The 21,361-nt window shown below is 47.2% G+C and carries 28 protein-coding genes; 1 reads left to right on the top strand and 27 read right to left on the bottom strand.

All coding sequences use genetic code 11. The features are described 5' to 3' along the window. From traN to MUCPA_RS11485, 25 genes are all read right to left on the bottom strand, one after another. Positions 1 to 852 (bottom strand): conjugative transposon protein TraN, encoded by an 852-nt coding sequence (gene traN, locus MUCPA_RS11600; protein WP_008506561.1) that lies wholly within the window; start codon positions 850 to 852, stop codon positions 1 to 3. A gap of 9 nt (positions 853 to 861) precedes the next feature. After that, on the bottom strand, positions 862 to 2,052 hold the full coding sequence (gene traM, locus MUCPA_RS36005; RefSeq protein ID WP_008506560.1) for a conjugative transposon protein TraM: 1,191 nt from the start codon (positions 2,050 to 2,052) through the stop codon (positions 862 to 864). Then, a complete protein-coding gene (locus MUCPA_RS11590) occupies positions 2,049 to 2,474 on the bottom strand; it encodes a hypothetical protein (RefSeq protein WP_008506559.1) in 426 nt (141 codons plus the stop codon). The genes traM and MUCPA_RS11590 overlap by 4 nt, the downstream gene beginning before the upstream one ends. Then, positions 2,452 to 3,066 carry a conjugative transposon protein TraK gene (traK, locus tag MUCPA_RS11585; protein ID WP_008506558.1) on the bottom strand — a complete coding sequence of 205 codons (615 nt, stop codon included), beginning with the start codon at positions 3,064 to 3,066 and terminating at the stop codon, positions 2,452 to 2,454. Before traK ends, MUCPA_RS11590 begins: the two co-directional genes overlap by 23 nt. A 66-nt stretch (positions 3,067 to 3,132) precedes the next feature. After that, complete coding sequence (locus MUCPA_RS11580; RefSeq protein WP_233276860.1) at positions 3,133 to 4,302, bottom strand: plasmid transfer protein; 1,170 nt, start codon at positions 4,300 to 4,302, stop codon at positions 3,133 to 3,135. 15 nt (positions 4,303 to 4,317) lie between these two features. After that, positions 4,318 to 5,097 carry a hypothetical protein gene (locus MUCPA_RS11575; protein WP_008506556.1) on the bottom strand — a complete coding sequence of 260 codons (780 nt, stop codon included), beginning with the start codon at positions 5,095 to 5,097 and terminating at the stop codon, positions 4,318 to 4,320. A 70-nt stretch (positions 5,098 to 5,167) separates the two neighbouring features. Then, positions 5,168 to 5,839 carry a hypothetical protein gene (locus MUCPA_RS11570; RefSeq protein WP_008506555.1) on the bottom strand — a complete coding sequence of 224 codons (672 nt, stop codon included), beginning with the start codon at positions 5,837 to 5,839 and terminating at the stop codon, positions 5,168 to 5,170. Then, on the bottom strand, positions 5,836 to 6,507 hold the full coding sequence (locus MUCPA_RS11565; protein WP_008506554.1) for a hypothetical protein: 672 nt from the start codon (positions 6,505 to 6,507) through the stop codon (positions 5,836 to 5,838). Before MUCPA_RS11565 ends, MUCPA_RS11570 begins: the two co-directional genes overlap by 4 nt. Then, complete coding sequence (locus tag MUCPA_RS11560) at positions 6,504 to 7,172, bottom strand: hypothetical protein (RefSeq protein WP_008506553.1); 669 nt, start codon at positions 7,170 to 7,172, stop codon at positions 6,504 to 6,506. Before MUCPA_RS11560 ends, MUCPA_RS11565 begins: the two co-directional genes overlap by 4 nt. 13 nt (positions 7,173 to 7,185) lie before the next feature. Beyond that, on the bottom strand, positions 7,186 to 9,630 hold the full coding sequence (locus MUCPA_RS11555; RefSeq protein WP_008506552.1) for a TraG family conjugative transposon ATPase: 2,445 nt from the start codon (positions 9,628 to 9,630) through the stop codon (positions 7,186 to 7,188). Continuing rightward, on the bottom strand, positions 9,608 to 9,916 hold the full coding sequence (locus MUCPA_RS36960) for a hypothetical protein (RefSeq protein ID WP_008506551.1): 309 nt from the start codon (positions 9,914 to 9,916) through the stop codon (positions 9,608 to 9,610). Before MUCPA_RS36960 ends, MUCPA_RS11555 begins: the two co-directional genes overlap by 23 nt. Next, on the bottom strand, positions 9,916 to 10,269 hold the full coding sequence (locus MUCPA_RS11545; RefSeq protein ID WP_233276859.1) for a DUF4134 domain-containing protein: 354 nt from the start codon (positions 10,267 to 10,269) through the stop codon (positions 9,916 to 9,918). Before MUCPA_RS11545 ends, MUCPA_RS36960 begins: the two co-directional genes overlap by 1 nt. Positions 10,270 to 10,324: 55 nt before the next feature. Beyond that, positions 10,325 to 10,618 (bottom strand): DUF4134 family protein, encoded by a 294-nt coding sequence (locus MUCPA_RS11540; protein WP_008506549.1) that lies wholly within the window; start codon positions 10,616 to 10,618, stop codon positions 10,325 to 10,327. Further along, the gene (locus MUCPA_RS11535; protein WP_008506548.1) at positions 10,615 to 10,977 is read right to left on the bottom strand and encodes a hypothetical protein; all 363 of its coding nucleotides are present in this window, start codon (positions 10,975 to 10,977) and stop codon (positions 10,615 to 10,617) included. Before MUCPA_RS11535 ends, MUCPA_RS11540 begins: the two co-directional genes overlap by 4 nt. Further along, complete coding sequence (locus MUCPA_RS11530; RefSeq protein WP_008506547.1) at positions 10,974 to 11,330, bottom strand: hypothetical protein; 357 nt, start codon at positions 11,328 to 11,330, stop codon at positions 10,974 to 10,976. Before MUCPA_RS11530 ends, MUCPA_RS11535 begins: the two co-directional genes overlap by 4 nt. Continuing rightward, the gene (locus MUCPA_RS11525; RefSeq protein ID WP_008506546.1) at positions 11,327 to 11,956 is read right to left on the bottom strand and encodes a ParA family protein; all 630 of its coding nucleotides are present in this window, start codon (positions 11,954 to 11,956) and stop codon (positions 11,327 to 11,329) included. The genes MUCPA_RS11530 and MUCPA_RS11525 overlap by 4 nt, the downstream gene beginning before the upstream one ends. A gap of 26 nt (positions 11,957 to 11,982) precedes the next feature. Further along, on the bottom strand, positions 11,983 to 13,311 hold the full coding sequence (locus MUCPA_RS11520; protein WP_008506545.1) for a relaxase/mobilization nuclease domain-containing protein: 1,329 nt from the start codon (positions 13,309 to 13,311) through the stop codon (positions 11,983 to 11,985). Positions 13,312 to 13,701: 390 nt separating this feature from the next. Beyond that, a complete protein-coding gene (locus tag MUCPA_RS11515) occupies positions 13,702 to 14,109 on the bottom strand; it encodes a hypothetical protein (protein ID WP_008506544.1) in 408 nt (135 codons plus the stop codon). A 33-nt stretch (positions 14,110 to 14,142) separates the two neighbouring features. Continuing rightward, positions 14,143 to 14,562, bottom strand: coding sequence for a plasmid mobilization protein (locus tag MUCPA_RS11510; protein ID WP_008506543.1), 420 nt, complete (start codon positions 14,560 to 14,562; stop codon positions 14,143 to 14,145). A gap of 258 nt (positions 14,563 to 14,820) precedes the next feature. Further along, positions 14,821 to 15,357, bottom strand: a complete 537-nt coding sequence (locus MUCPA_RS38635; RefSeq protein WP_217220474.1) for a hypothetical protein — start codon at positions 15,355 to 15,357, stop codon at positions 14,821 to 14,823. A gap of 274 nt (positions 15,358 to 15,631) precedes the next feature. Then, on the bottom strand, positions 15,632 to 15,871 hold the full coding sequence (locus MUCPA_RS38630; protein ID WP_008506541.1) for a DNA cytosine methyltransferase: 240 nt from the start codon (positions 15,869 to 15,871) through the stop codon (positions 15,632 to 15,634). Between the two features lie 51 nt (positions 15,872 to 15,922). After that, positions 15,923 to 16,879, bottom strand: a complete 957-nt coding sequence (locus MUCPA_RS11500; RefSeq protein ID WP_008506540.1) for a toprim domain-containing protein — start codon at positions 16,877 to 16,879, stop codon at positions 15,923 to 15,925. A 51-nt stretch (positions 16,880 to 16,930) separates the two neighbouring features. Continuing rightward, the gene (locus MUCPA_RS11495; RefSeq protein WP_008506539.1) at positions 16,931 to 17,206 is read right to left on the bottom strand and encodes a hypothetical protein; all 276 of its coding nucleotides are present in this window, start codon (positions 17,204 to 17,206) and stop codon (positions 16,931 to 16,933) included. Beyond that, positions 17,196 to 17,711, bottom strand: coding sequence for a hypothetical protein (locus tag MUCPA_RS11490; RefSeq protein ID WP_008506538.1), 516 nt, complete (start codon positions 17,709 to 17,711; stop codon positions 17,196 to 17,198). The genes MUCPA_RS11495 and MUCPA_RS11490 overlap by 11 nt, the downstream gene beginning before the upstream one ends. Positions 17,712 to 17,967: 256 nt before the next feature. Then, complete coding sequence (locus MUCPA_RS11485; RefSeq protein ID WP_147425562.1) at positions 17,968 to 18,249, bottom strand: hypothetical protein; 282 nt, start codon at positions 18,247 to 18,249, stop codon at positions 17,968 to 17,970. A 527-nt stretch (positions 18,250 to 18,776) separates the two neighbouring features. Here MUCPA_RS11485 and MUCPA_RS11480 point away from each other — a divergent pair. Then, positions 18,777 to 19,007, top strand: a complete 231-nt coding sequence (locus tag MUCPA_RS11480; protein WP_008506536.1) for a hypothetical protein — start codon at positions 18,777 to 18,779, stop codon at positions 19,005 to 19,007. On the opposite strand, the gene MUCPA_RS11475 is transcribed toward MUCPA_RS11480, so the two are convergent. Together MUCPA_RS11475 and MUCPA_RS11470 are read right to left on the bottom strand one after the other, a co-directional pair. Further along, positions 18,996 to 20,198, bottom strand: a complete 1,203-nt coding sequence (locus MUCPA_RS11475) for a hypothetical protein (protein WP_008506535.1) — start codon at positions 20,196 to 20,198, stop codon at positions 18,996 to 18,998. The two genes, MUCPA_RS11480 and MUCPA_RS11475, sit on opposite strands and share 12 nt — an antisense overlap. 155 nt (positions 20,199 to 20,353) lie before the next feature. Next, positions 20,354 to 21,004: a Crp/Fnr family transcriptional regulator gene (locus MUCPA_RS11470; protein ID WP_008506533.1), complete on the bottom strand. Its 651-nt coding sequence runs from the start codon at positions 21,002 to 21,004 to the stop codon at positions 20,354 to 20,356. Between the last annotated feature and the right edge of the window lie 357 nt (positions 21,005 to 21,361).

The raw sequence follows: 21,361 nt of genomic DNA, 5'->3' as shown, positions 1-21,361 counted from the left end.
TTAGGGTAAGGTAATGGTGTCGGCTTCCAGCACATCTTTGTAGGTGATGCCCAGCGTGATCACCCTGCCGGAAAGCTGCTGTTCGCTCATTTCTGCTTGCAGCACTTTGTTGCCGGGGAAAGTGAATTTTTTGAACACAAAGACGTTGCGGTAATGTCTTTTAAAGGCGGGAACGGTAAGTAGGGTAAAATCCGGCCTGATCTCCAGGGATTGCACTGTAGTTGCCTTATTGACCTTTTTATCATTGATCTTAAAGCGGATGCCCTCTATGCTATAGCTAAGGTTCGTACTGTTCTCAAAACTCAGGTCAAGAAAGATGTAGTCGCCGAGCGTATAGGCATGGTTCAGGTTGGCTTTGATCCCGTAGGCCTTACTGTGCGCCAGGTGTTTTTCCGGCTTTTTATTCAATATCCCGAAAGCATATTTTCTGAGTTCCGGTTGGGAGAGGCTTATACCGGGAAAGTCCAGCGGGCGCGTATCGGCAGGATTGATCTCTATATCAGTCTGAACAGCGCCGCCCTGCGGTTCTGCCGAATAAATGACATGGTATTGTGCCATGAACTTTTCGCCGACGATGGTGACGACCGCATCATGCGGAAAAACGCGCTTCGCCGAATCTGTGCGGTATTTGATTCGCAGCACATTTTTAACTGGCAGGTCACCCGCGATGCTGTTGCTGGAAATATCGACGTACTGTATCGGCTCCGGTGAGATAAAATGCACTGAAAGGCTGTCCGGCAGGTAAATGACCGGCAGGTCGTTCTTACGGACACCATCGGCTAAATTTATTTTTTGGGCATGGGATTGCAGTGCCGCTATAATGATAGCGGTTAAAATGATCAGCTTTTTCATGGTTAAGAGTTATTGCGCGGTTTGCGCGTGGGTGTCAATTAAATAGATGTAAGAATTGTATTTGATCTTCGCCTTGTTCTTGCGGATGGCCGATGCTATGGCGGTAGAGGTAGATTGAAACAGCTTGTCGGCGGTACTCATCAGGAACTGGCTGCCGTTCTGGGAATTGCCGTCGATGCTCACCCCTTGTATGCTGTTGGTGCCGAGGTCTTTGGTGAAGTCCCGGAATTGCGATGAGGGGACATAAAGGCCCAATAGTCCGTCCATATCATACACATCCAGCTTAACGGGTAATAATTGACCGTTGTACAGGATGGATTTGATGGTGAGCGTTACCCGCTGGCCGGAAAATCCGCTGATCAGCGCGTAGATATACGTGTCCTTTTTGACCAGGGCGTTACCTGCCTTAATATCTTCGAGCAAACGCAGCCGGATGCGGGAACCGGCGTAGCCGGTCACGTTCTCGTCGATCACTGCCGTCATCAATCCGGGGTGTTGTTCCGGCAGCACGGTATTGAAATCGGACGAGGCGTAATCGGCCTTACTGACCGCCAGTGTATTTTCTATGGCCTGTTTAGCCGCCGCCTTCGCCTTTGTTTCCGCTTCCTTTTTCTGCCTTTCCGCTTTATAAGCCGGGTCGTTCAACTTACCGACGCTGTCCATATAGGCCATTTGCTGCTTAAATATTTCCAGCGGGTCTTTTTCCTTTGGAGGCGGTGTGGTCTTGTTGCGGTAAGCAGCGCTTTCCCGTTGCCGCTGCAAGGTATTCAGTGCCTTGGCTAAGGCCTGATCCTGTGTAGAAATCCCACCGGGTGGTTTTGCGCTTCGTTTGCCCTGCACTGCTAAGGCCGCATATTTCTGCTTCATAGCCTGGCTGATCGAATCCAGCGTTTTCTTTTCCCGGTCGCTGTACTTACTGCCATAAGCCGCGCCGCCCGATTGTTCGGTTGGTATCGGGTTAACGGCGGTCAATCCGTCCGCGTCTTTATAGGTATTGCGAAAAGCGTCCAGTTTGCCGTCCAGGCGCTTCTTTTTGATCGATGGCGCGACGTCGCCTACGGATGCATTGATGGCATTTGTTTTTTGGACATCCGGCTTTTTTTTGCCCGCGCTGCTGTGGTACACGGCAAAGAACAAAAGCAGGAATGGCAGCACGAGCATGGGCAAAACATACTTGGGTTGTTTTAAATTGATGGTCATGGCTTAAATTGTTTGTTTAATTGTTGGAGCTTATCCAGCGCTTTTTCGAGCGCGGCGCTGTCCGCGTTGGTCAGGGTCTTTTTTGCGATCAGGCTATCCACCTGCCGTTTCAGGGCAATGGTTTCGCGGAGCGACTCGCCTGTTTGCAGTAACTGTCCTAACCCTGTGGTCAATGAGCTGCTTTTTTGTGCTGCGGGGGCTTTTTTATTGATCACCGGCTCTTTATTCCGGAACACGGTAAAGGACAAGCCAGCCGAAACCAGCATCAATACGATCATGCTGCTGAATACAAAGCGTGGAAAACGGTCAACAAAATGCTGCCCTTTGCCTGCTGCCTTGGTATAATAGCTGCCAAACTCCTTTTTTAATTCGCTTAACAGGGTATCCTTGGGATCCCGGTTAGAAGTTAGTTTTTTGAGCATCAGACAGGTCTTTGTTTTCTATGGTTTTCCAATTGGTGATGAGTACGCCGTGAGGATTATTGTCGCTGCGCGGAATGTCCTTTAAGCCCCCTTCGGTGATAAGTGAGCGCACGACCGTGGAACTGCGCCGGTCGATCTTCAGCTTGCCGTAATAACGGAAGTGCCTGGCGGCCATGTCCAGCACCACCGAATCGGTTTGGAGCGTGAGTACTGAACTGGAAGAAAGAATAGAATTGAAGTAGCCGTTCTCGCGTAGGTTGTTGTATTGCTGCATCCCCGATTCATCAATCAGGTACATCGCCTTTTTGATCTGGTATTCGATGTATTTGTCATCAGGCGTTAGGGAAAAGAACAGCGAATGGAAAAGGTCAACGTCTGCCCGGTATTCCGCTGGGCGATTCATAGCTATATCGGTCTGTGTAGCCATGATAGGGATATTTTTATCCAGGATATAAATGCTGCGCTGCGCGTTACTGACCATTTTGTAGGCATAAGCCATGCCTGCAACGTCCATCAGCAAGGCAGTGAGCAGGCCGCCGAAAGCGATGTAAGTAGCCAGCCGTATTTTGGCTTCTATATTTTTGACGATCATAAAATTGAGGGAATAAAAAAGGCCGCCCCGGTTAAGGGCAGCCCGGTGAATGAAAAGGGAGACTGCTTAAAGGAAAGAGCCGGATGCCTTTCGGGCTACCCCGGCAACGGTAGCAGCACCGCGCCCAAAGCTGGAAGTTGCCGAACTGATACCCGAAGTAGAAATGATCCACGTCGAAATGCTTGGCACGGTAAACATACATACGGCACCGATCAGGAATACCACGATCACCGTTCCGAATGATAAGATGCCGTTACCCGCAAAAACGGCCATTTTTGCCATATCCGCGGCTGTACCATTCGTTCCGACTAATACCTGGTACTTGCTGATCTCGGATTGCAAAGCGTATTCCTGCATCAGGCCGCAGAGGTACATGATCAAATAGCCGATCCCGGAATAGAGGCTCACCGAAATAAACCGTGCAATCCAGGTGGTGAAACTGTCCCGGAATGCAGGCAGGATACTGGCCGCTACGGAGAACGGGCCGAGGATGATCAAAATACTCGAATAGATAATTTGGATCATGAATATGATATATACCGAAATTCGGAGTATCCAGATACCTAATATCTCCAATAGTTGGGTAAATAATAATTGCAGACCGACCGTCAGCCGGTTCTTTAATTCCAGTAAGGGTTGCACAACGGTGGAAATTCCTTCTTTGACCGTGCTGGTTACGGAATCCCACGCCTGCCCGTACCATGTATCGCTTTCCTTTTCAGCCACTTCTGTCTGTGCCTGGAAGGTATACAGGGAATTGGCAACCGCCAGCATCAGGTTCGCCCGCTGAAAGCGCAGGTCATCTACGATGCTTTGTTCACTTTCAAACATTTCTGAAGTGGTGCTGGCAATGACTTTAGTGGGATATTCGACGACCTTCACGAATGTGCCCCACCACAAAATGATCATAGCCAAACCAAAAGGCCGCAAAAGCGGCATGATCTCCATTTTTTTGTCGCCTACCATCATTTCATAACTTTTGATCGAAAAGAATATGATCATGAAAATGGCCGCCAATGCCTTAGCATCCGTAATAAATAAATCAAAGTGTGTCCAGATGGAATCTTTGAGGCCGGTAAGAAAAGCCATCACGCCGGTTTCATAAACACCGTCGCCTTGCAGGAATTGCAGGGACTGTTTATAGGCGCTGGTATCCACAGTTGCGGTTTGCGCAAAACAAAAAGTGCCGGTCAATAATAATATCGCCAGCACTGCCAATCTTTTTTTATTCATCATCAAGTTTTAATTAGGTTAATACTGCCGCCTGGCTAAAACACCATTGGCGATCTGTACATCGGTATTCGGAGTCCATCCGGGAATCGTTGCCTGCCCGGTATGCAGTTGCTGCTGTTGTACGGTCATGTTAATGCCTTTTTGTGCTGCTGACGTTCGGATAGCCCATACTCCCGCCAATACGCGGTACTCTTTCAAAAGCCGGTAATAGGCCATGATGCGCGAACCCCTGTCCATGTCCGTGCTATGCGCGGCCTGCACCCGTTCCTTCAGCATAGCCAGTTCATTGGTGTACCAATCATAAATACCTTCCGAAACCAATTTTGTGCTGACCTGGGCGGGTAAAGGGCTGAGAATAGTGGAAGCCGAATAGTTCAGCAAGGGCTGAAACTGCTGATTATAATATAGTAACCACAATGGATCAGCACCGGAAACTACCCCTGAAGTATTAGCGATCTGGGATAAGGCGGTATTGCGGACAGTATCCGAATTGAGCTTGTAATTGCCATCGATGGTGTTCATAGAACTGACCAAAGCGAGGCGCTGCGTTTGCGGGCCGCTTGCACTCAGAGGCCTTAAATCAATCTTATGATAGTTGGGGTCGAATAATCCCCAAACCAGCCAGTAATACGGATTCAGGCTAAGGAATCCGGGCTTCGGGTAGAACTTATTTTGATCCCATTGCTGGAAAACCATGCGCTGGCTTTGATTGTCAACGGCATCATCCTTGATGACAGACTGTGCGTAAGAAGCTGAAATCATCAGGATAAAAACGAAGATCATTACCTGTTTTTTCATTGTTTTGAATATTTTGAATGAGTTAATTGTTATTTATCGGTATTCAATGATTTTGCGGGGTTGTTAATTTCTATTGCCGCAAAAACTTAGCGTTGATAATAATTTGAGCAGCAAAGTTTTTGTCTTTGTTGATCCAGTTGGCGAAAGGATTGGCCGAAGCCAGCACGCCGCGTTCGGCTGCCCAATGCATCGCGCTCCAGGCACCATAAGCCAGTCCGTCGATGATCTGCAATTGCTGGGTGATCTTGCGCAGCAATTGGTCGCGTGCATTATAGTCGGCCAGCATATTATCGCCCTCTTTGAGTACAAAGCCGGAAATATCACTGACAAGGGCGGTGATATGAGGCCCCATGTAATTCTGGTATTGTGAAACGAATAAGAGCAGGGCGGGATCATTCCTGGCTATTTCTGCCGTCTTGCCCAGGTAATAAATAATATCGCTGGTCATAGCTGTGATATTTTTAATAGCCAGGCCATCTTTTAGTGCGGAGTTTACATTAGACAGGCTGTTATAAATGATGGTTTGTGCCGCGACCACGGTACTGGCATTGGTGTTGACCGTATTCAGATTGCTGTTGATATTTCCGAGATACTTATGATGAGTGGTTTCGGCGCTGTTCCGTACACTCGTATTCGCCAATACTGAAGTTAGGTATCTTTCGTCAACGACATATTGCTGCGCCTTGCAAGGTGAAAGGTGGAAAGCGAAACATAAAAGGATAAATAAAAATCGATTTTTCATTGCTTCAGGTATTTAGCATTTTGGATAATACGCCCCACGATAGCTTTATCCTGATTAATAAAACCCTGTAAAGGGTTCAGGTTTTTGATGACGGAGGCCAGGTTATTGTACTGAAGCAGTTGGAGCATATTGCCGGACAGTTCCTGCAAGCGGCTCAGTTCAGAAATGACGTAATCAAAAAGCAGTTTGCGGTCAGAGGCTTTCATCTGGTTAACATCGCCCAGCGACAAGACGAGGCCGGAAACATAGCCTAAGAGGCTTTCCGCTTTTTCTGCAAACTCAATTTCTGTCTGATACCCTAAAGTAATCACCGCCGGGTTTTGCTGTGCCAGCGAAATGATCTGCGATTGGTTGTTGATGATCCGTTCAACCATCGGCGTTGCATAAATCCCGATGTCCGCTATGTTGATCGCTGTGCCGAGCATGTTGTACCGTTGTTGCAGGGTGCGGTACATGTTCTTCATTTTGCCGAGCAAGGTTAGGTTGGCTTGTTCGTTTGCCGTATTAACGGCCTGCTGGTTGCGGGCATCCACTTGCAGGGTATGTTCCGATTTAGACTGATCAATGAGCTGGTGGATACCCGCTATATCGAGCGTGCTTTGCTGCGCACGAGCGCGGTGGGCTAAGAACAGCAAAAACAATAAGGGAAAAAGGATAATGGTTTTCATCGTTTCAAGTATTTAGCACGGGTTAACACATCGTTGGCAATCCTGACATCCATATTCTGCCAGGTGGCCCAGGGATTGAGCGATTGCCACAAACCCTTCATCTTCGCCCAATACATCGCCCGCTGCATGCCGTAGGCGATCCCCCGGAGAATGCGCATCTCGTTTGCGATATGGTTGAGCAGTTTGCCGCGTTCCCCCGAATCCATCAGGTTTTTTCCATCGGCTTTTAAGACGAATGCGCCTACATCGGCGGCCAATGTTGCTGCCCTGGTTTCAAAGTCCCGAGCGCCCTGTTCAGCAAAAAGTAACAGTGCCGGGTCGGATTGGGCCAAAGTAATGGATTGCTCTACATCGTTCACAATGTCAGTGCCGCAGTCCGCTATTTCCTTGATGGTGGTCACGTTGTTGATCACCGAGGCGACCTCGCTTAATCCTTTGTAGATCTTGTTTTGCAGGTCGTTTACGATCACAAGCTGGCTGGTAACGGCCAATTGCCCTTTGGAGATCAGGCTCAGATTATTATTCGTGGTTTTCATTTGCCCATTGATCGTCGAGGCATCCACGGCAATGGCTGCCGAAGTAAGTGGGTCGACGACAAGTTCCTGTGCGGAGCTTATAGCTGCCAGCAGGGATAGGCATAAGCTAAAAAAGAGTTTCCGTTTCATAAAAATGTAGTGATTAGTGGATCGGTGTACCGGCCTGGTTTACCCGGTTAATAAATTCGCCCAATGACAATTTGCTTTCCTGCATATCGGAGACAAAAGCATCCAGGCCTGCGGGATAGGTACCGAAGGTTTTGGCATAAATCTCGACGGCTGACTTCTCCGGCTTTTCGGTTGTATAAGTAAGGTACTGTTTCAAGCTGACCTCTACGCCGTAAACTTCTCCAACCGACCCTCGCCGGATATATACCTCCTTGAAGCGGCCCCGGCCTTCCTGGTTATCGAGTTTGTTAATGGTAAAGATTTTTTTGCGTTCGGTTTCGGTTATAGAAAGTAAGGAAGCGATTTCATTGTAATTATCCTTGAACTTACTTTGGTCGAGCAGGATAACGGTATCGGAGTTATTAATGATACTGTCTTTGACAATCGGGTTGCCGAGTATATCTCCTAATTCCTGCGTGACCTCGATGATCTCGCCCCAAAACTTTCTTACGGTTTTATTGAGGTAGAGCAAAAAATTAGCCATAATGGGCGAAGCCAGCGCGCGCCAGGCTTCCTCCAGGATCAACGTTTTTCGCTGCTGCTTACGGTGCCGCATCTTTTGAATAAATACGTCCATAATAATGAGCGTAACGATGGGCAGCAAAATAGCGTTGGTCTGTATGTTGTCGATTTCATAGATGATCAGGCGTTCAGAAAACAGGGACTGATCGGCCGCCTCATTCAGGATCGCCTGGTATTCCCCTCCTTGATAAAACTTCTTTAACACATAACGAAACTCATCAACGTCGAAAGGTATGCGTTCTTCCTGTTTGATCTGTGGGATCTTTTCCAGCGCAAACTCATAAAAGGTATTGAAATTCAACTCCGGCCTGTGGTCTTGAAACTTAGCTATATAATAGGCGTTGATCACATTGGACAGCACATCCCTTTCAATAGTAGAGATGGTTCCGTCCGCACCTTTCCATAACAGGGCGATGAGCGTAATTAGAAAATCCTTCTTTTCGATATTATATTCGCCCGCGTTCATCGCAAAGGGATTCATCGTAATAGGCTTTTCTTCACTGTAAGTGATATACTTCCCATTATAGTAAGCACATAAGCCGGAGTAGGAATGGCCCACATCCACAATGACCACATCCATGTTATATAACAGGTATTGCTCGACGAGTGCATTCATGAAAAAGCTCTTGCCCGAACCGCTTGGCCCCAGCACAAACTTGTTGCGGTTATTGATGCGCCCGGTGCGCATAGGCAGGTCTGCCGGGTCGATGCCGACCGGGATGCCCTGCCTATCGGTAAAGCGGATCAAAAAATCGGACGGCTCATCATTAGGCAAAGATTCCTTAAAGAAAAAACAGGCCGCCGCGTCGCAGGTGGTCAGGAACCAATCGTATGATTTAAGTTCCACCGCATTGCCCGGTAATGCCGACCGGAACAGCTCCAATTGGTTGTAGGCATTCTTACTTGGAATAATACCCAATTGGAACAGGGCGCTTTCTACGAAGTTAACGGCCTTTTGTATTTGCCCCTGTCCGGCTGAGATCACGATGTTAAAATGGCAGTTCACCAAAAGCTGGTTTTCCCTGGCCACATCGCTCAATAGCAGGTCAATATCTTCGACACATAAGGTATTGGCAGGGTCGGGTATACCGGAATGTCGTTTTTTCTTTAATTCCAGCTTTTTCAGCGTCATGGCCTGGCTGGGTATTTCAAGCACCTGATTATAGACCAGCGTATCAAAGCCGGGAACGCGGTACAGAAAGGACAAGAAATCAACCGGGAAACCGCGTAGCGCCTCCGGGTCGTTCAGTTCGATATGCGTACCTACTTCGGTGGGCAGGTCGATGCTGTCAATATTGATCAGGCTAATGTTTCGAATGGCGCGTTCGCCCATTTGCAGTTCGGTATCCGATGGGGCCAGGTTATCCAGCACGATGGGGCCGTTATTAAAGTTCATGCTCAATAGGCGCATAAGCAGCGTATTGATCGCACTTTCTTCCAGTACAAGCGGTGCTGCCCTGGCGGCGGTCAGAATATCCAGTACTTTGCCTACGGCTTGTTGCATATCCCGCAGCACCTTTTTATCATAGACGTAAAAGGTGCCTTTTTTGACTTGCCTGGTGATGGTGAGGTAAGTGGAAACCTGTAAGTATTTGCGACCTTCAAAATGCGCGTTGTACTGTTGCTGTAAATATTCATCTGCGGATTTGGCGGGATAATCCAATTGGGTAAATACATCCTGCTTTTGCAGGATGTAGCCATCACCCAGGATCTTGACGATATTGATGAGCAAGCCATGAAACTCGTCATAAGCTGCGGGGGCTGCGGAATAGCGCAATACCGGGTTCGTGATCTGAATAATGACGGAACATTCGCCGCCGGTGCCAACCAGCAGATGATACTCCGCGCTTTTATCCACACCGATATAAGGGAGTTTAAAAACTTGTTTTGCGGACATAGTGATTGATTTTTTTAAGGCTGACGGAATGGACGTAGGTGCCTTTCGCCCGGGATTTGTCATGCAAACCGTTCTTCTGCTTGCCTGCGATATAAAACAGGCCGCCGACGATGGTGCCGATAAGCACCATTGCACCCAGCCACATATTGACCAGAGACATCGTAAGCGCGCCGAAAACAAGCCCGGCCAGCAGGCAGCCGATGCCCCAATAGATGAATTTTCCGGCGAAGCCACGAAAAACAAGGGGCTTCTGAAGCCCCTTGTAAATAGCAAACTTTTTGGACATTAATTCAATCCGAAGAAGGCTTTGATGACCAGAGCGGACACGACTAAAAAGACGCAACTACCACCCCAACCCATTAGCTCCTTGTTAATGTCGTTGTCGCCGGAGTTCCACTTGGAGTACACGCGGATAGCGCCGACGATACCGACAATTCCCCCGATGACCAGGGAAATGTTGGTTACGGGATCAACGTAGGTTTGCAGGGTTGAGGTAGCTGTGTTCAGGCCGGTTACACCGCTTTGGGCAAAGGCTTGTACCGATGCCAGGACGAACAGGATAGCTGTCGCCAATACAAATTTGATTTTGTTAAGCATAAAAAATTGGGGTGTTAAAAATTTGAGGTGAGGATTGGGCATAAAAAAAGCGGCCACCTGTTGGGGAACCGCTTACGCCTTGACAATAAACAATGAATCAAATACCAAAAATGGCCCGGAGAAACGTGCCCATGAGCACCATAAACAGGGCGGCATAAAACCAGGCTGCTACATCGGAATCGATGCGCGGCTTCCCCGCCTGCCAGTTATGGTATATTTTAATGGCCCCGGTAATACCGAAAATTCCGGCGATCACTAAGGCACAGTCCAGTGCGGAAAAGAACGAATTGGACAGATCCTGCCTGGCCTGCTGCATTTCGTCTATGCCGGGTTGTGCGTGGGCGACGATGCCGTAAAGCAGGACAAGCAATAATAGGGTTAGTCTCTTCATGTTTGGAAATTGACGGGCCGCGTGTAAAGGATCGCTTCTTCGCGGACGAGATTAAAGAGGTTTTTGAGCGTTACCCCGCCAGAGGCAACGTTATCGGGTTCGGGTTTGCGTTCTGGTGGTGGTGGAGGAGGTGGCGTTTCAGTGGCCACTTGTCGGGGCATACTGTTCTGCGCAGTCAGTGGCTCTGTCGGATGTTCCACTTTTTCTGCGGCCACCGGCTCGGAAAAACTGAGCTCATAACTCATGGCCTTGCCGGTTTCCGCCCGCGCCTTACCGCCTTTGAGGTCGAGTAAGATGATCGCCAGGTAATACAGGAAGTAAACCCCTGTCACCCATAGTATAAATTGTAACCAGGTCATAATTCGAGGTTTTTAAAGTATTCTTTAATGATCTCCCGGATCTCGGGATGCTGCTTGGTAAACTGCCGGACGGCGTATGCGACCAGCCGGGTAACTTCCACGCCCGTAGCCATCTTGAAATGTGCCAGTGTTTGCGCGGTTTGCGCGTCGAAGCGTACATGTACCATGCTTTTGTGATCACTGTTGTCATAGTCCATCAGTTGTTTGATCAGGTCGGATACCGGTGGCGGGCTGTTGTTTTCGGGGGTAATGGTTTTGTTCTCCTTCGGCCTGGTTTTGGCCGGTGTTTGGTTTGTGGCGGGCTTCGCGATCTGGTTGCGAAGCTGTTCGGCCAGGTTTTTCATTTCACTCATAGGGGTTGGATGTAGTCGTGGTAAAGCTGTTCAAATACAGGCCCCACCACGGGATCTAAGGATGGGGGTGTGTGCAAAGTGGTGATCCGCTGAAAGTCAATCCGGTCGGGCAAGGGTTCGGTAACTTGCCCAAAATTGGCTAACTGCTCATCTACGTCACGCCGGAGTTCATAGCGGACGTTGGCTTTGACCCGGTTAGGTATATAAGTGATCATCGCCCTGGGATTAAGCTTTTGCAGTACCACCGAGAAAAATATGGTGGATTCAAAACTCAGTTCGTCATACGCAAAAGGACAGATCACCCAATGCGCTGACTGGAATATTTTGATCAGTCCGTCATCATCCAGTTTACCAGGCAGGTCGATCAGGACGACCTGGTTTGTTGAGGTAGCGTTCAGCAACTCGTGCATGGATGGGTAATCGGCCAGGTCGGCGGCCATAACCTCGTAAGGCGGGACGTTATCCGTTATTTTGGACTTTTCATATTTCTGCGCCACGGATTGCTGGTGATCCATATCGATCACCAACACATTGCGCCGTTTAACCAGCGTTAAAAAATTAGCCAGTAACAAAGTGAGCGTACTTTTCCCTGCGCCCCCTTTCTGGTTGCCAATAAGAATTACCATAAAAAAAATTTAAGTAAGTAAATGGGTTAGCGGGTATTGGTTCTTGCTTTCTTTTGCCGCCGTCTGCGCATGCCATGAATTTGCTGATCGTCCACATCGTCCGCGATGTGAATACCCGGAACGTAAACATGGTGGTGATACTGCTCCCTGAAATCGTCGAGATCATTGCCGGAGAGCAACTGGCCGACCGGGATGGCGGTATTTGCTGGCGGATCTATTAACAGGGGATCTTCTTCCGTACCACCGATCTCCAAACCCTGGTGTTGCAAGCCCTGTCCGAGGTCGGGATAATTATGAAGCGCGGCTTTTAGCAGGGCACTATAATAATCTGTAGTTTCCGGCCCGGCCTCCTGTACTTCCGCTTCCACCGCCACAGGATTTTGCACTTCAGGTTCCTGCTTAGTAAATGTTTCGCGGCCATTCAGGGCCAGCAGCTCTTTGAGCGGAATGATCTCGCCGCCTTTCCATACTGTTTTAGCCGCATGGTCGATCAGCGTATAACCATAAGGTGCTTTGCCTTCACCCGCATGGAATTGCAACTGTATTCCCATTTTGGCTTTGAGATAAGCCGACAGCTCCGAGGTGTACCGGCCAGTAGCCTTATTAAAGCCGCCTGGTAATGGCGTAGTCAGGGGTTTCAATTCGGTATCATAGATCGCGGCATATTTATGCAGTATAGCTTTAAGCTGGGCCTGCCTGCCGGTGTCTGGTAGATATGCTTTTAATTTTTCGGCTACCTGGGCCAGCTGAATTTCGTCCTGCTTTTTTCCGAATTTGATGACTTCCAAAACCTGCCCGGCCTCGCGCAATACATAGCCCTGGCTTTCCAGGATCATCATGAACTGCGCTTTGGTCGAAAAGTCATAGCTTAATGCTTTTTCGATTGCGGCTTTGCTGCCATGCTTTTCATCCATGCCCATGACCTTATTGATATTGCGCACCGAGCGGCTGTGTTCATAGCTGTCTTTAATGGTGTCGCCGTTGCAGTCTACCCGTACCGAAACCACATGAACATGATTGTTATCGGTGTCATTGTGGAAGACGATCAGATAAGGTTGGTCGGCATAACCCATCTCGGCTAACCAGGCTACGGCGATGCCGGTCAGTGCCTGTTTATCGTGACTTTTGCCCTCTGCGGAGATCGTGGCGTGGAACTGCGGTTCCGCGACATCCTTGTTCAGTGCTGCGAGCGCAGTCAGGTAAGCCTTGTAGTCTTCCGGCTTTAAATGATCAAGTCCCTGTAAGGGGCCGAAGTTCGCAACCAGCATCAACTCACCTTTGCCTTGATCCATTTTTTCGGTGTTGTAATTAACCGCACCGAACAGGGATGATTTACCCAAAATTCTTGCGATCACGTTATTGTATAAATTGGTATGGGATAGTAAATAGCCTGACTGGTTGTATCAGCATAACAAGTTCCATGATAGGTTATATCGTTTTATTGCAGAGCTTGGTCGTTTATAAACTGATATATTATATCAGGTATCAAAGTCAAACCTATCTTGCGACGGTATATCAGGTTCTCACGTAACTTTGGCACTTATAACAACGATCCTGAGCCGTTATACCAGGATAGGCTATACCGCGTTACTTCAGGACATGGTCGTTTATAAACTGATACATTAATATCAGGTATCAAAGTCAAACCTATCTTGCGACAGCATAACAGGATATCCCGTAACCTGAGCGTTTATAACAATGGGCATGCGCGGTCATACCATGATAGGTTATAACAAGGTCAGTATTTACTTGTAACTGGATAGCTTGTCGCTTGCCGGGTTATAACTCGTGGTGTCGGCAGTATCTTCCACTTTGTCAAGCATTGTTTCCGTCAGGTCTTCGGTTTGGTATATACCGTAACGGTCTTTATACAATACATTCCAGGCTGGGCAGTAATTGATCGGATTTGCAGGGCTTAAAATCAATACCGTATCACCCGTAAAACGAAAAACTGCCCGGTCGTCAGTTTCAAATGCATCGTCCGAGGGTTCAGGAAGCCCTGCTTTTATGCTTAACGCCGGGGCAGCCTGTTTTTCCGGCCTTTCAAAAAAGCTGTACCGCAGGCCAAAGAAAATATTGCCTGCCAGTAAGAGCAGAATAACGAACGCCGACACGGGGCCGGTAAAGATGTAGATTGGTTTGTTAGTCGCCATGATATTAATTTTTAAGTGAAAAATTTGATTGAATCACTTGCCCATCTGCCGGATGACCTGGCGAAGGGCAATGATGATTTCTTTGTGCTGGCGGTTATAAGTTTCAAAAAGCAGGTTAAACCGCTCAATGACGACCGCCGACAAAATGCCCCGCTTCTTAAGGACATTGGCATAGCGCGCCAGTTGATTGATATTATTACCTGACCTGCCTAATTCCGCTCCGATGGTGTCCAGGCTGCCGATTAGCGCAGCCGCGTTGACTACGACATTCCGGGCGTTTTCCAAAACCCGCAATCTGATCAGATCGGTTTTGGAAATACCTAACTCTTTTTCCATGTCAAGGATGAGCTGATATTCTTCCTCGGTAAATCGGGTGTCTATCTTTTTAGTGCGTTTGCCGCTGTCCTTTTGGGGGCGGCCCCTGAGTTTGGGCTGGCCTTTTTCTCTTTTCATAGAGGGAACGAGTTGCGAGTTCCCGATACTCCTTAATCTGCCGCGTAGGTACGGAGCGGCAGTTTAAGGCAAGAGGTTTTTGTCTGATAAAAATGGAGTGAAACGTAATTTTTGTCGGACAAAAACACATCTTGCACGGGTAAAAACGAAAGGGTATCGGTGTAACACGTTACACCGGTCAAAGGGGGCGATGAACCGCTTGGATAGCATTGAAAAGTTCAAAGGCTACCTGTGGTACAATGGCATTGCCGTAAGCTTTTATACTTGCGTTCCGCCACTTCGAAAAGGCAATTCCGTCCAGTTCGCGGGGAATCCCATCATTTCTGCTACAAACCGGGGGTTGAGTGGGCCATTCATCCCAGCCAGGAATTTCACCGTACCAGGCAGGCTGCTTTCCTTTCCCTGATAATCTTTTGCCTGCGGGCCTTTCCAGTCCCTCGCCGTAGGTGTAGGTAGCAAAGCTATCAGCCTGCTCAGCGTCATGCTGTGCATACTGTCCTCTTTCACCTGGGCCGATCTCATTTTCGCAGTTGACTGCGTACTGTCCATCGCTGTTACCGTTGGGATCAGTCCGTGCTGAGCAGCCATGATCAGTAGGGCGTCCCGGATGGAACGCTGTCTCGGTTTGCCGTCTTTCCTCATCAGTTCCGTTACTTGCAGCGTTTCCTTGTCGATCACCATACGCGGGATTTGCACGGTGTTGGGCGTGGGCAACAAACCAGGTTCGGTCCCGGCGGTGCGGTGCGTTAACGGCGCAAGCTGGAATACACAGAACGATTGGTGTGCCATCCTCAAGCTGGGGTAATAAATATCCTGCTGACCCAATTTCTGCAATAATGCTTCCAATGACTCTTCGCTGGAGGCGGATGATTGTGGCGTTTGCTTCCTGTTCACTGTCCGAACAAAAAAGCTCAACCGCTTTGACTTCCATTTCAGATAAACTCTCCGGCTCCAGAATGGTGAACAGTCCAGCAACGTTTTCAAGAACGATCCAGTTGGGCCGGACTTCTGTAATAATTCGCCGAGTTTCCGGCCAGAGATAGCGGTCATCTGCCTTGCCCTTTCGTCGTCATGCGCTGCTGAAGGGCTGGCAGGGAAACCCGCCGCTGAGGATGTTGATGCTTCCCCTATAAGGAGTTGCATCGAATTGGTGTATGTCTTCATATTGTTCGGTTTGGGGCCAGTAGAATTTTAAGATCTTCCTGCAAAAAGGGTCTTTCTCACAGGAAAATATGTTATACCAGCCTTTCCAGGTCGCGGCCATATCAAAGCCACCTATCCCGCTGAATAAACTCGCGTGTGTAAGCATGTAAGGAATTGTTATTAAGTAGGTGGTTACCCGGTACCCGGATATGTGGTATCAGCGGGAAAATGCTGACCTGAAAAGGGTCTCTGTCGGCTGTTGATAAGCGAAGTCCTGGTTGGCCTTTATACCGGCCCGCAAATAATCATTAAAATCGCCATAACCCTGATAGGTGGCCGAACGGTCAATGGCTGTTGGCAATGCTTTAATAAAATCGAGTGATGCCTGTTCGCCGGATTTATCCCTGTCTAAATAAAGATCAATTTCATTGAAATCGCTGGCTTTTTTAATGCCGCCCTGTAACAAGGCCAGGGAGTTCAGCACTAACACATTGGAATCGGCTTCCGGGTTTAAAGTCAGCCAGCTTAAATAATTGATATAGCCCTCAAACACAGCCAGACGATCATTTTCACCAGGAATCAGGGTCAATCCTTTATGGCCCAAACATCCTTTGAAATATTTGTTGCGGACTTCCCAACCTTGCACCTCGTTCTGCCAGCCTGCGGCAAAGAATTGTTTGCGTTGTTTTTTCTCGTCCTCTACATAATAATAGATTTCCTTCAAACGGCCTTCGGCTGCTTCCCATACGCCGCGCTGTTGCAGGTATGCAGTAATGGCGGGGTTGTTGCCTAACTCCTTAATATCCTCGATCTGGTAATGAGGGACTTTCAGAGCATGCTTTCGCCTGGTGTTTGGTTCGGCATCCGGCTTCTGGCCGGTGAGCGGTAGGTTGGAAACGGCTACGATCTTTTCCAGTACTTCTTTAAAGGACAGGTTTGGCCAGTATGCCAGGCTGAAGTCAATAACGTTACCGCCTTTGCCCAGGCCATGATCGTACCAGACACCTAAATCATCATTAACGGCTAAGGATGGATTGGTATCCGAATCGCGCAACATGCTGATATACAGATGTTCCTTTCCGGATGCCCGTACGGGGTAATAGCCCAGCCGGGTGAGCAGCCCGGCCAGGGAAACCTGTTCCCTGATCTCGCTCGCATTTAAATAATTAGACATAAGATTTGAATTAAGATTTATAAAAAATGGTGGGATTTTGCGTGATGCGAGTTATAATCTTTGCAGTAAGATTTTGGCCTTGACAATGGCCTCAATTTCCATGCGATCAATGCGCCAGCAGGCAGAATGATCGCCATCTTTGCGAATGGTGATGAACCCCTTCTCAGCCAGGTGCTCAATGTTAGCTCTTCCATATTTTCGGAATGCCTCGGATTTATTGAGGTATGGTTTAAGTTTGCCAGTTTTGGTAAGCGCCAGAATCGCACCGAGTTCAGCAGCTTCCTGAATGATGATCTTAAGGTCGCTGGCAGATATTTCAAACTCCATTGGTAAATAAGTTTTGGGGTATTCTGTCAAAGCCTACGGTCACGGATACAAACTTCGCCGCCCGCTTTCTGGCGGCAGGCAAAAATTCCAGATGGTTAAGAATCAGTATGCTTGGGAAATCGTTTTTATGATCATATTGCCAGCATAGATAGTCGGTAAGGTCAATAAAAACGAGTAGCCTGTCCGGCTTGCCAGCGATAAAGGTCATTCCTTTCAGGCCAATGCATCCAATATAACGGGGATGCCTGATCTCCCAACCACCATTTTCGTTGGGCCAGCCGATAGCGCAGAAGTTCTTGCGTTTTTGGTTTTCATAGACTTTGTAATAGTACACTTCACGAAGTGGGGCGGTTACGAGTTCCCAAAGTCCGTTGGATTCCAGGCAGGTACGGACAGACGGCGTATCGCCCAGGGGTAAATCGTACTGAACCCGGTAATAGGGCAATTGTGCCGCCTTCCGCTTTCGGTGGCGGTAATCGTTTTGAGTAGCGTTTATTGTATTCATTTTCGAATGATTATGAAAGAAGAAAATATGGAACCGGTAATGGGCAACGAACCCAAAGAATCCGCTTTTACCGGTTTATAAAAAATCCGGGATTACCTGCGTTAGCCTGTACAGACTATGCCCAAACGGGCTGCCCAAGGATCACTGGTATCCGGTTGCCGCCTGTAAAAACGTACAGAACGGGCAACCGCAGCTGCTCTTGATTCCCGGCTCTGCGCCGGGTAATGCTTCATCCCATGTTGTCAAATAACGGTCGTTACCGCTCTGCCACCGGCAGATAGGTGATCCGGTTACTGGCCGCAGCGATCTGCTCCAGTTTAACCCGGTCGATACCTGATGCGGAGATGAAGTGCCGTCCTTTGACAGGCTTGAATAAGCCTTCAGCGATCCAGCGGTCAACCTGCGACCGGCCATATAGCCGGTAGGCTTCGGCTTTACTGATCCGTTCTTTCTGAATGCCGGTTTCTGACAGTGTTTTGGAAATGCTGTCGTTAACTGTTTTCAATAGTAGGCGGGCCAGTTCAGTCGGTTTCATCATCTTCCCATTGGTGATCATGGGAGCAAAGCAAGTGGATGGAATGAACGAAAACCAGGAAGTAAATTTTGGAAAAAACTTCACCCCCGCAGGAGATGGCTCTGAAGGCCGTTTTGGGATGAAAATATTTTGAAAAAAAAATGAAGAGGGTAATTATTCAATAGCGATTAAATAATTATACGGAGTTTTGGAGGATCGTTTATCTTTGCGGAAATGGAAAAATAGGTATATACCGACAGTGGTATTTACGGCTAAATATATAGAGCGATAGTTATTTATCCCGGCATTTGGGAAACCGCGAATTTTTCAGAGATGTACCGTGGATGATGGACTTCGCCCATGCAAAAGCGTGGGCCTGTTTATCTGCGTACATCAGGGTCTTCGCGGTCCCTCCAAATGCGCAATAAACTGAGCCCACGCTTTTATTTTGAACTGGGTTCGATGTTAAATGGCTGATCTTTAACTATTCATATATCTGTAGATTGATTTATCATAATTCGTAAATTAGTTCATTAAATAGTGCAATATTCATGCAAAAGATTTCAAATTCCACTAAACTTTTAGCAAACCTGGATGCCAGTGACGAGTTTAAGTCCCGTGCAGCAAGTATGGGTATCAACTGCTTACAGGATGTGCTGGATCAGGATGTACGACAATTGAAAGCACATCCCCTGTTTACTTATTTATGGTACACAGACTTGCTCAATTTACTGAAACAGGAAGGGCTACTGGATGATTTTCAGGATAAGCTATCGGATTGAACGCTTTATACTCCTGACGTTGAACTTCAAATCAAGCCAGTCGAGCATAAAAGTCAGCAAATCCCATAACTTTAGCACCGTTGTAAACTCTACATCAGTGGATCGCTTCAGCAAATTGGCCGATGAAATAAATGGTGCTTTATCCGTGTAAAAATGTATTGCAAAAAAAGTACACATTTCGGTGATCCCCGTCTTCAATATAAACTTCGTTTCTTTCAGCATCCGCACAAATAAGGCAAACACCGGAACGGGAATATCGATTAGCATCCGAAAGGCACGTTCTGCTTCCAGCTTATCCTGGATAGCCTTCCGACGATGCGATAACAACTCTTCCAGGTAAATAGCTTTTTCGTTATAGAACTGCTGCAATTCCAGCTTTACCGGAAGTTGACCTGGATATAATGCCAGCCCCGTCAAGCTCTTTTTATTATTTAGCACTTCTCTTTCTTGCAAAATATATTCATATTCCTCATGAAGCCCGTCAATTTGAAACCTTTTCTTATTTACTGAATCGGTCAAATAGAGATAAAATTCCGGCTGGTTAAAATTTAGCCGAATGAGTAAATCAATTAGGTGGTCTGTACTGAAAATTTCCAAACCGGTAATTTCATAAATAAGACAATTAAGGTATTTTTTACCGGCAATGGTCAATTTCCCAGGAGTTAAAAGTCCGCTCATGCCTTTGACGATCAGTTGTGCCAGTATGGGATCAATTGCTGTATTCAACAAAGTGGTTTTCAGGCCATAAATCCGGTTGCGCAGGTTGGGAAGGACTTCTATTAATTTATAATCGGTAACTTTTAAGTTCGGTGCGGAATATTCCGGGAAGTTTTCTACTGTAAAACTGAGCAACTCTTCGCAAACCGCCAGTGATTTCCTGTAGCATGTTCGAATTTGATCGGCCCATTTATGCCCTGACCATATTTTTTGATCCCTGCACAGATATTGGTTGAGCTTGTTGCTCAATAGGGTCAGTTGAATTTGTTGCGCTTTCAGATATTGCAATTTCTCGTCATCATCCGCCATGCCTAGCAGGTATGAAGATATGGCGATCCGCCATTCGGTACTTTCCGACTTCAGTAGTGTTTTCCAGTTTTCAAAATCTGCAGTTGTTAGGTTACTGCCTGATAATTCCGCAGGTGCAATGGACTCGGTAACCCATGCCAGCAGCTTAAAAGATGTATCATTCATAATAAAAATATATTGGTCAAGTATATTTTATCCCATTAGATCCTTTCTTTTCGAGGCTTAAATGTTTTTTTCGGGAGAATGTATCTGTCAAAAATCAAGAATCTTTCAGAAAAGTTCGCGCATATTTCTGCGCGAACTCGTAATTTTATCAAGAATTAGCCGTATTTGAGTGTGTTTTCTCCTTCCTTAGCCGGTAGTTTAAGTAATCCTTCCCTCAACAACCGATTTCTTAAATCCCGTAAGCTCCCTTCCGCAAGCAACAAATAAGAAGCTATATCCCGATCCCTCAATACTTTTCCCGGCTCAATAAGTTCCGGGTACTCCTTGTAAAATGTTTCCACCATTTGGATTCCGGGTAAAAATAATAGCTGCTTATGCCGCACTTCTTTTTCCTCAGCCGTACTTAATCTTATTCGGCCCAGTTCCTGGGTTTCCGGAAACTTGCGGTAAACATCGTCAAGCTGATCTCGTGTCATCTGCAATGTGTAAGATCCTGCACAAACCATCAGGTAATAAGTACTTGGGATCTGCCGGGTAAAACTTTGTCCGGCGACGTGCTCATTCTCCCGGTAAATCTGAAGAACTTGTTTATCGCCGGAATCAGTAAAGTTATACGCTACCATATTACCGCTGGCCAGGAAGAATATTTGATCAATAATTTCACCTGGAACGTAGAGGATTTCATCCTCCGGGTAAAATTTAGCGCCTATTACCTCATCGAGATAAGCGTAGGTAGCTGCGCTTTGTGGTTTATAAGTGTCATATAATTTATAAAGACGATTTAATATTGGATGATGTTTTTTCATAGTGTTGATTTTTATATACGGCAGGCAAGTGCCTCCGAAGTAGATGAATAGCTCGTCTACAGATTTTCAGTGAAAATCTGTAGGTATTGCAAGAAGTGGGAATGACTTCGAGGCTAAAAAGGATAAATGCCTTACCCAATGAACATTAAAAAGCCATCCCGCAAATTCTTGCAGGTCATACGCTTGTTGATGTTTGGCATTCAAAAAATTAATTTCCCGTTAGCGGAGAGCGTTATAAAACGCACTATGGTTAAACAATTTAATTTATAGCTGTAGGTAATGTGTTTTATTGCCTTACAGTTAATCTAATTTACTAAATACTAATAATTATTTTAGTTGTAATATTCCACAACATAA

The organism is Mucilaginibacter paludis DSM 18603 (assembly GCF_000166195.2).
Taxonomy (GTDB): Bacteria; Bacteroidota; Bacteroidia; order Sphingobacteriales; family Sphingobacteriaceae; genus Mucilaginibacter; species Mucilaginibacter paludis.
This window is presented reverse-complemented; position numbering and strand designations above follow the sequence as displayed.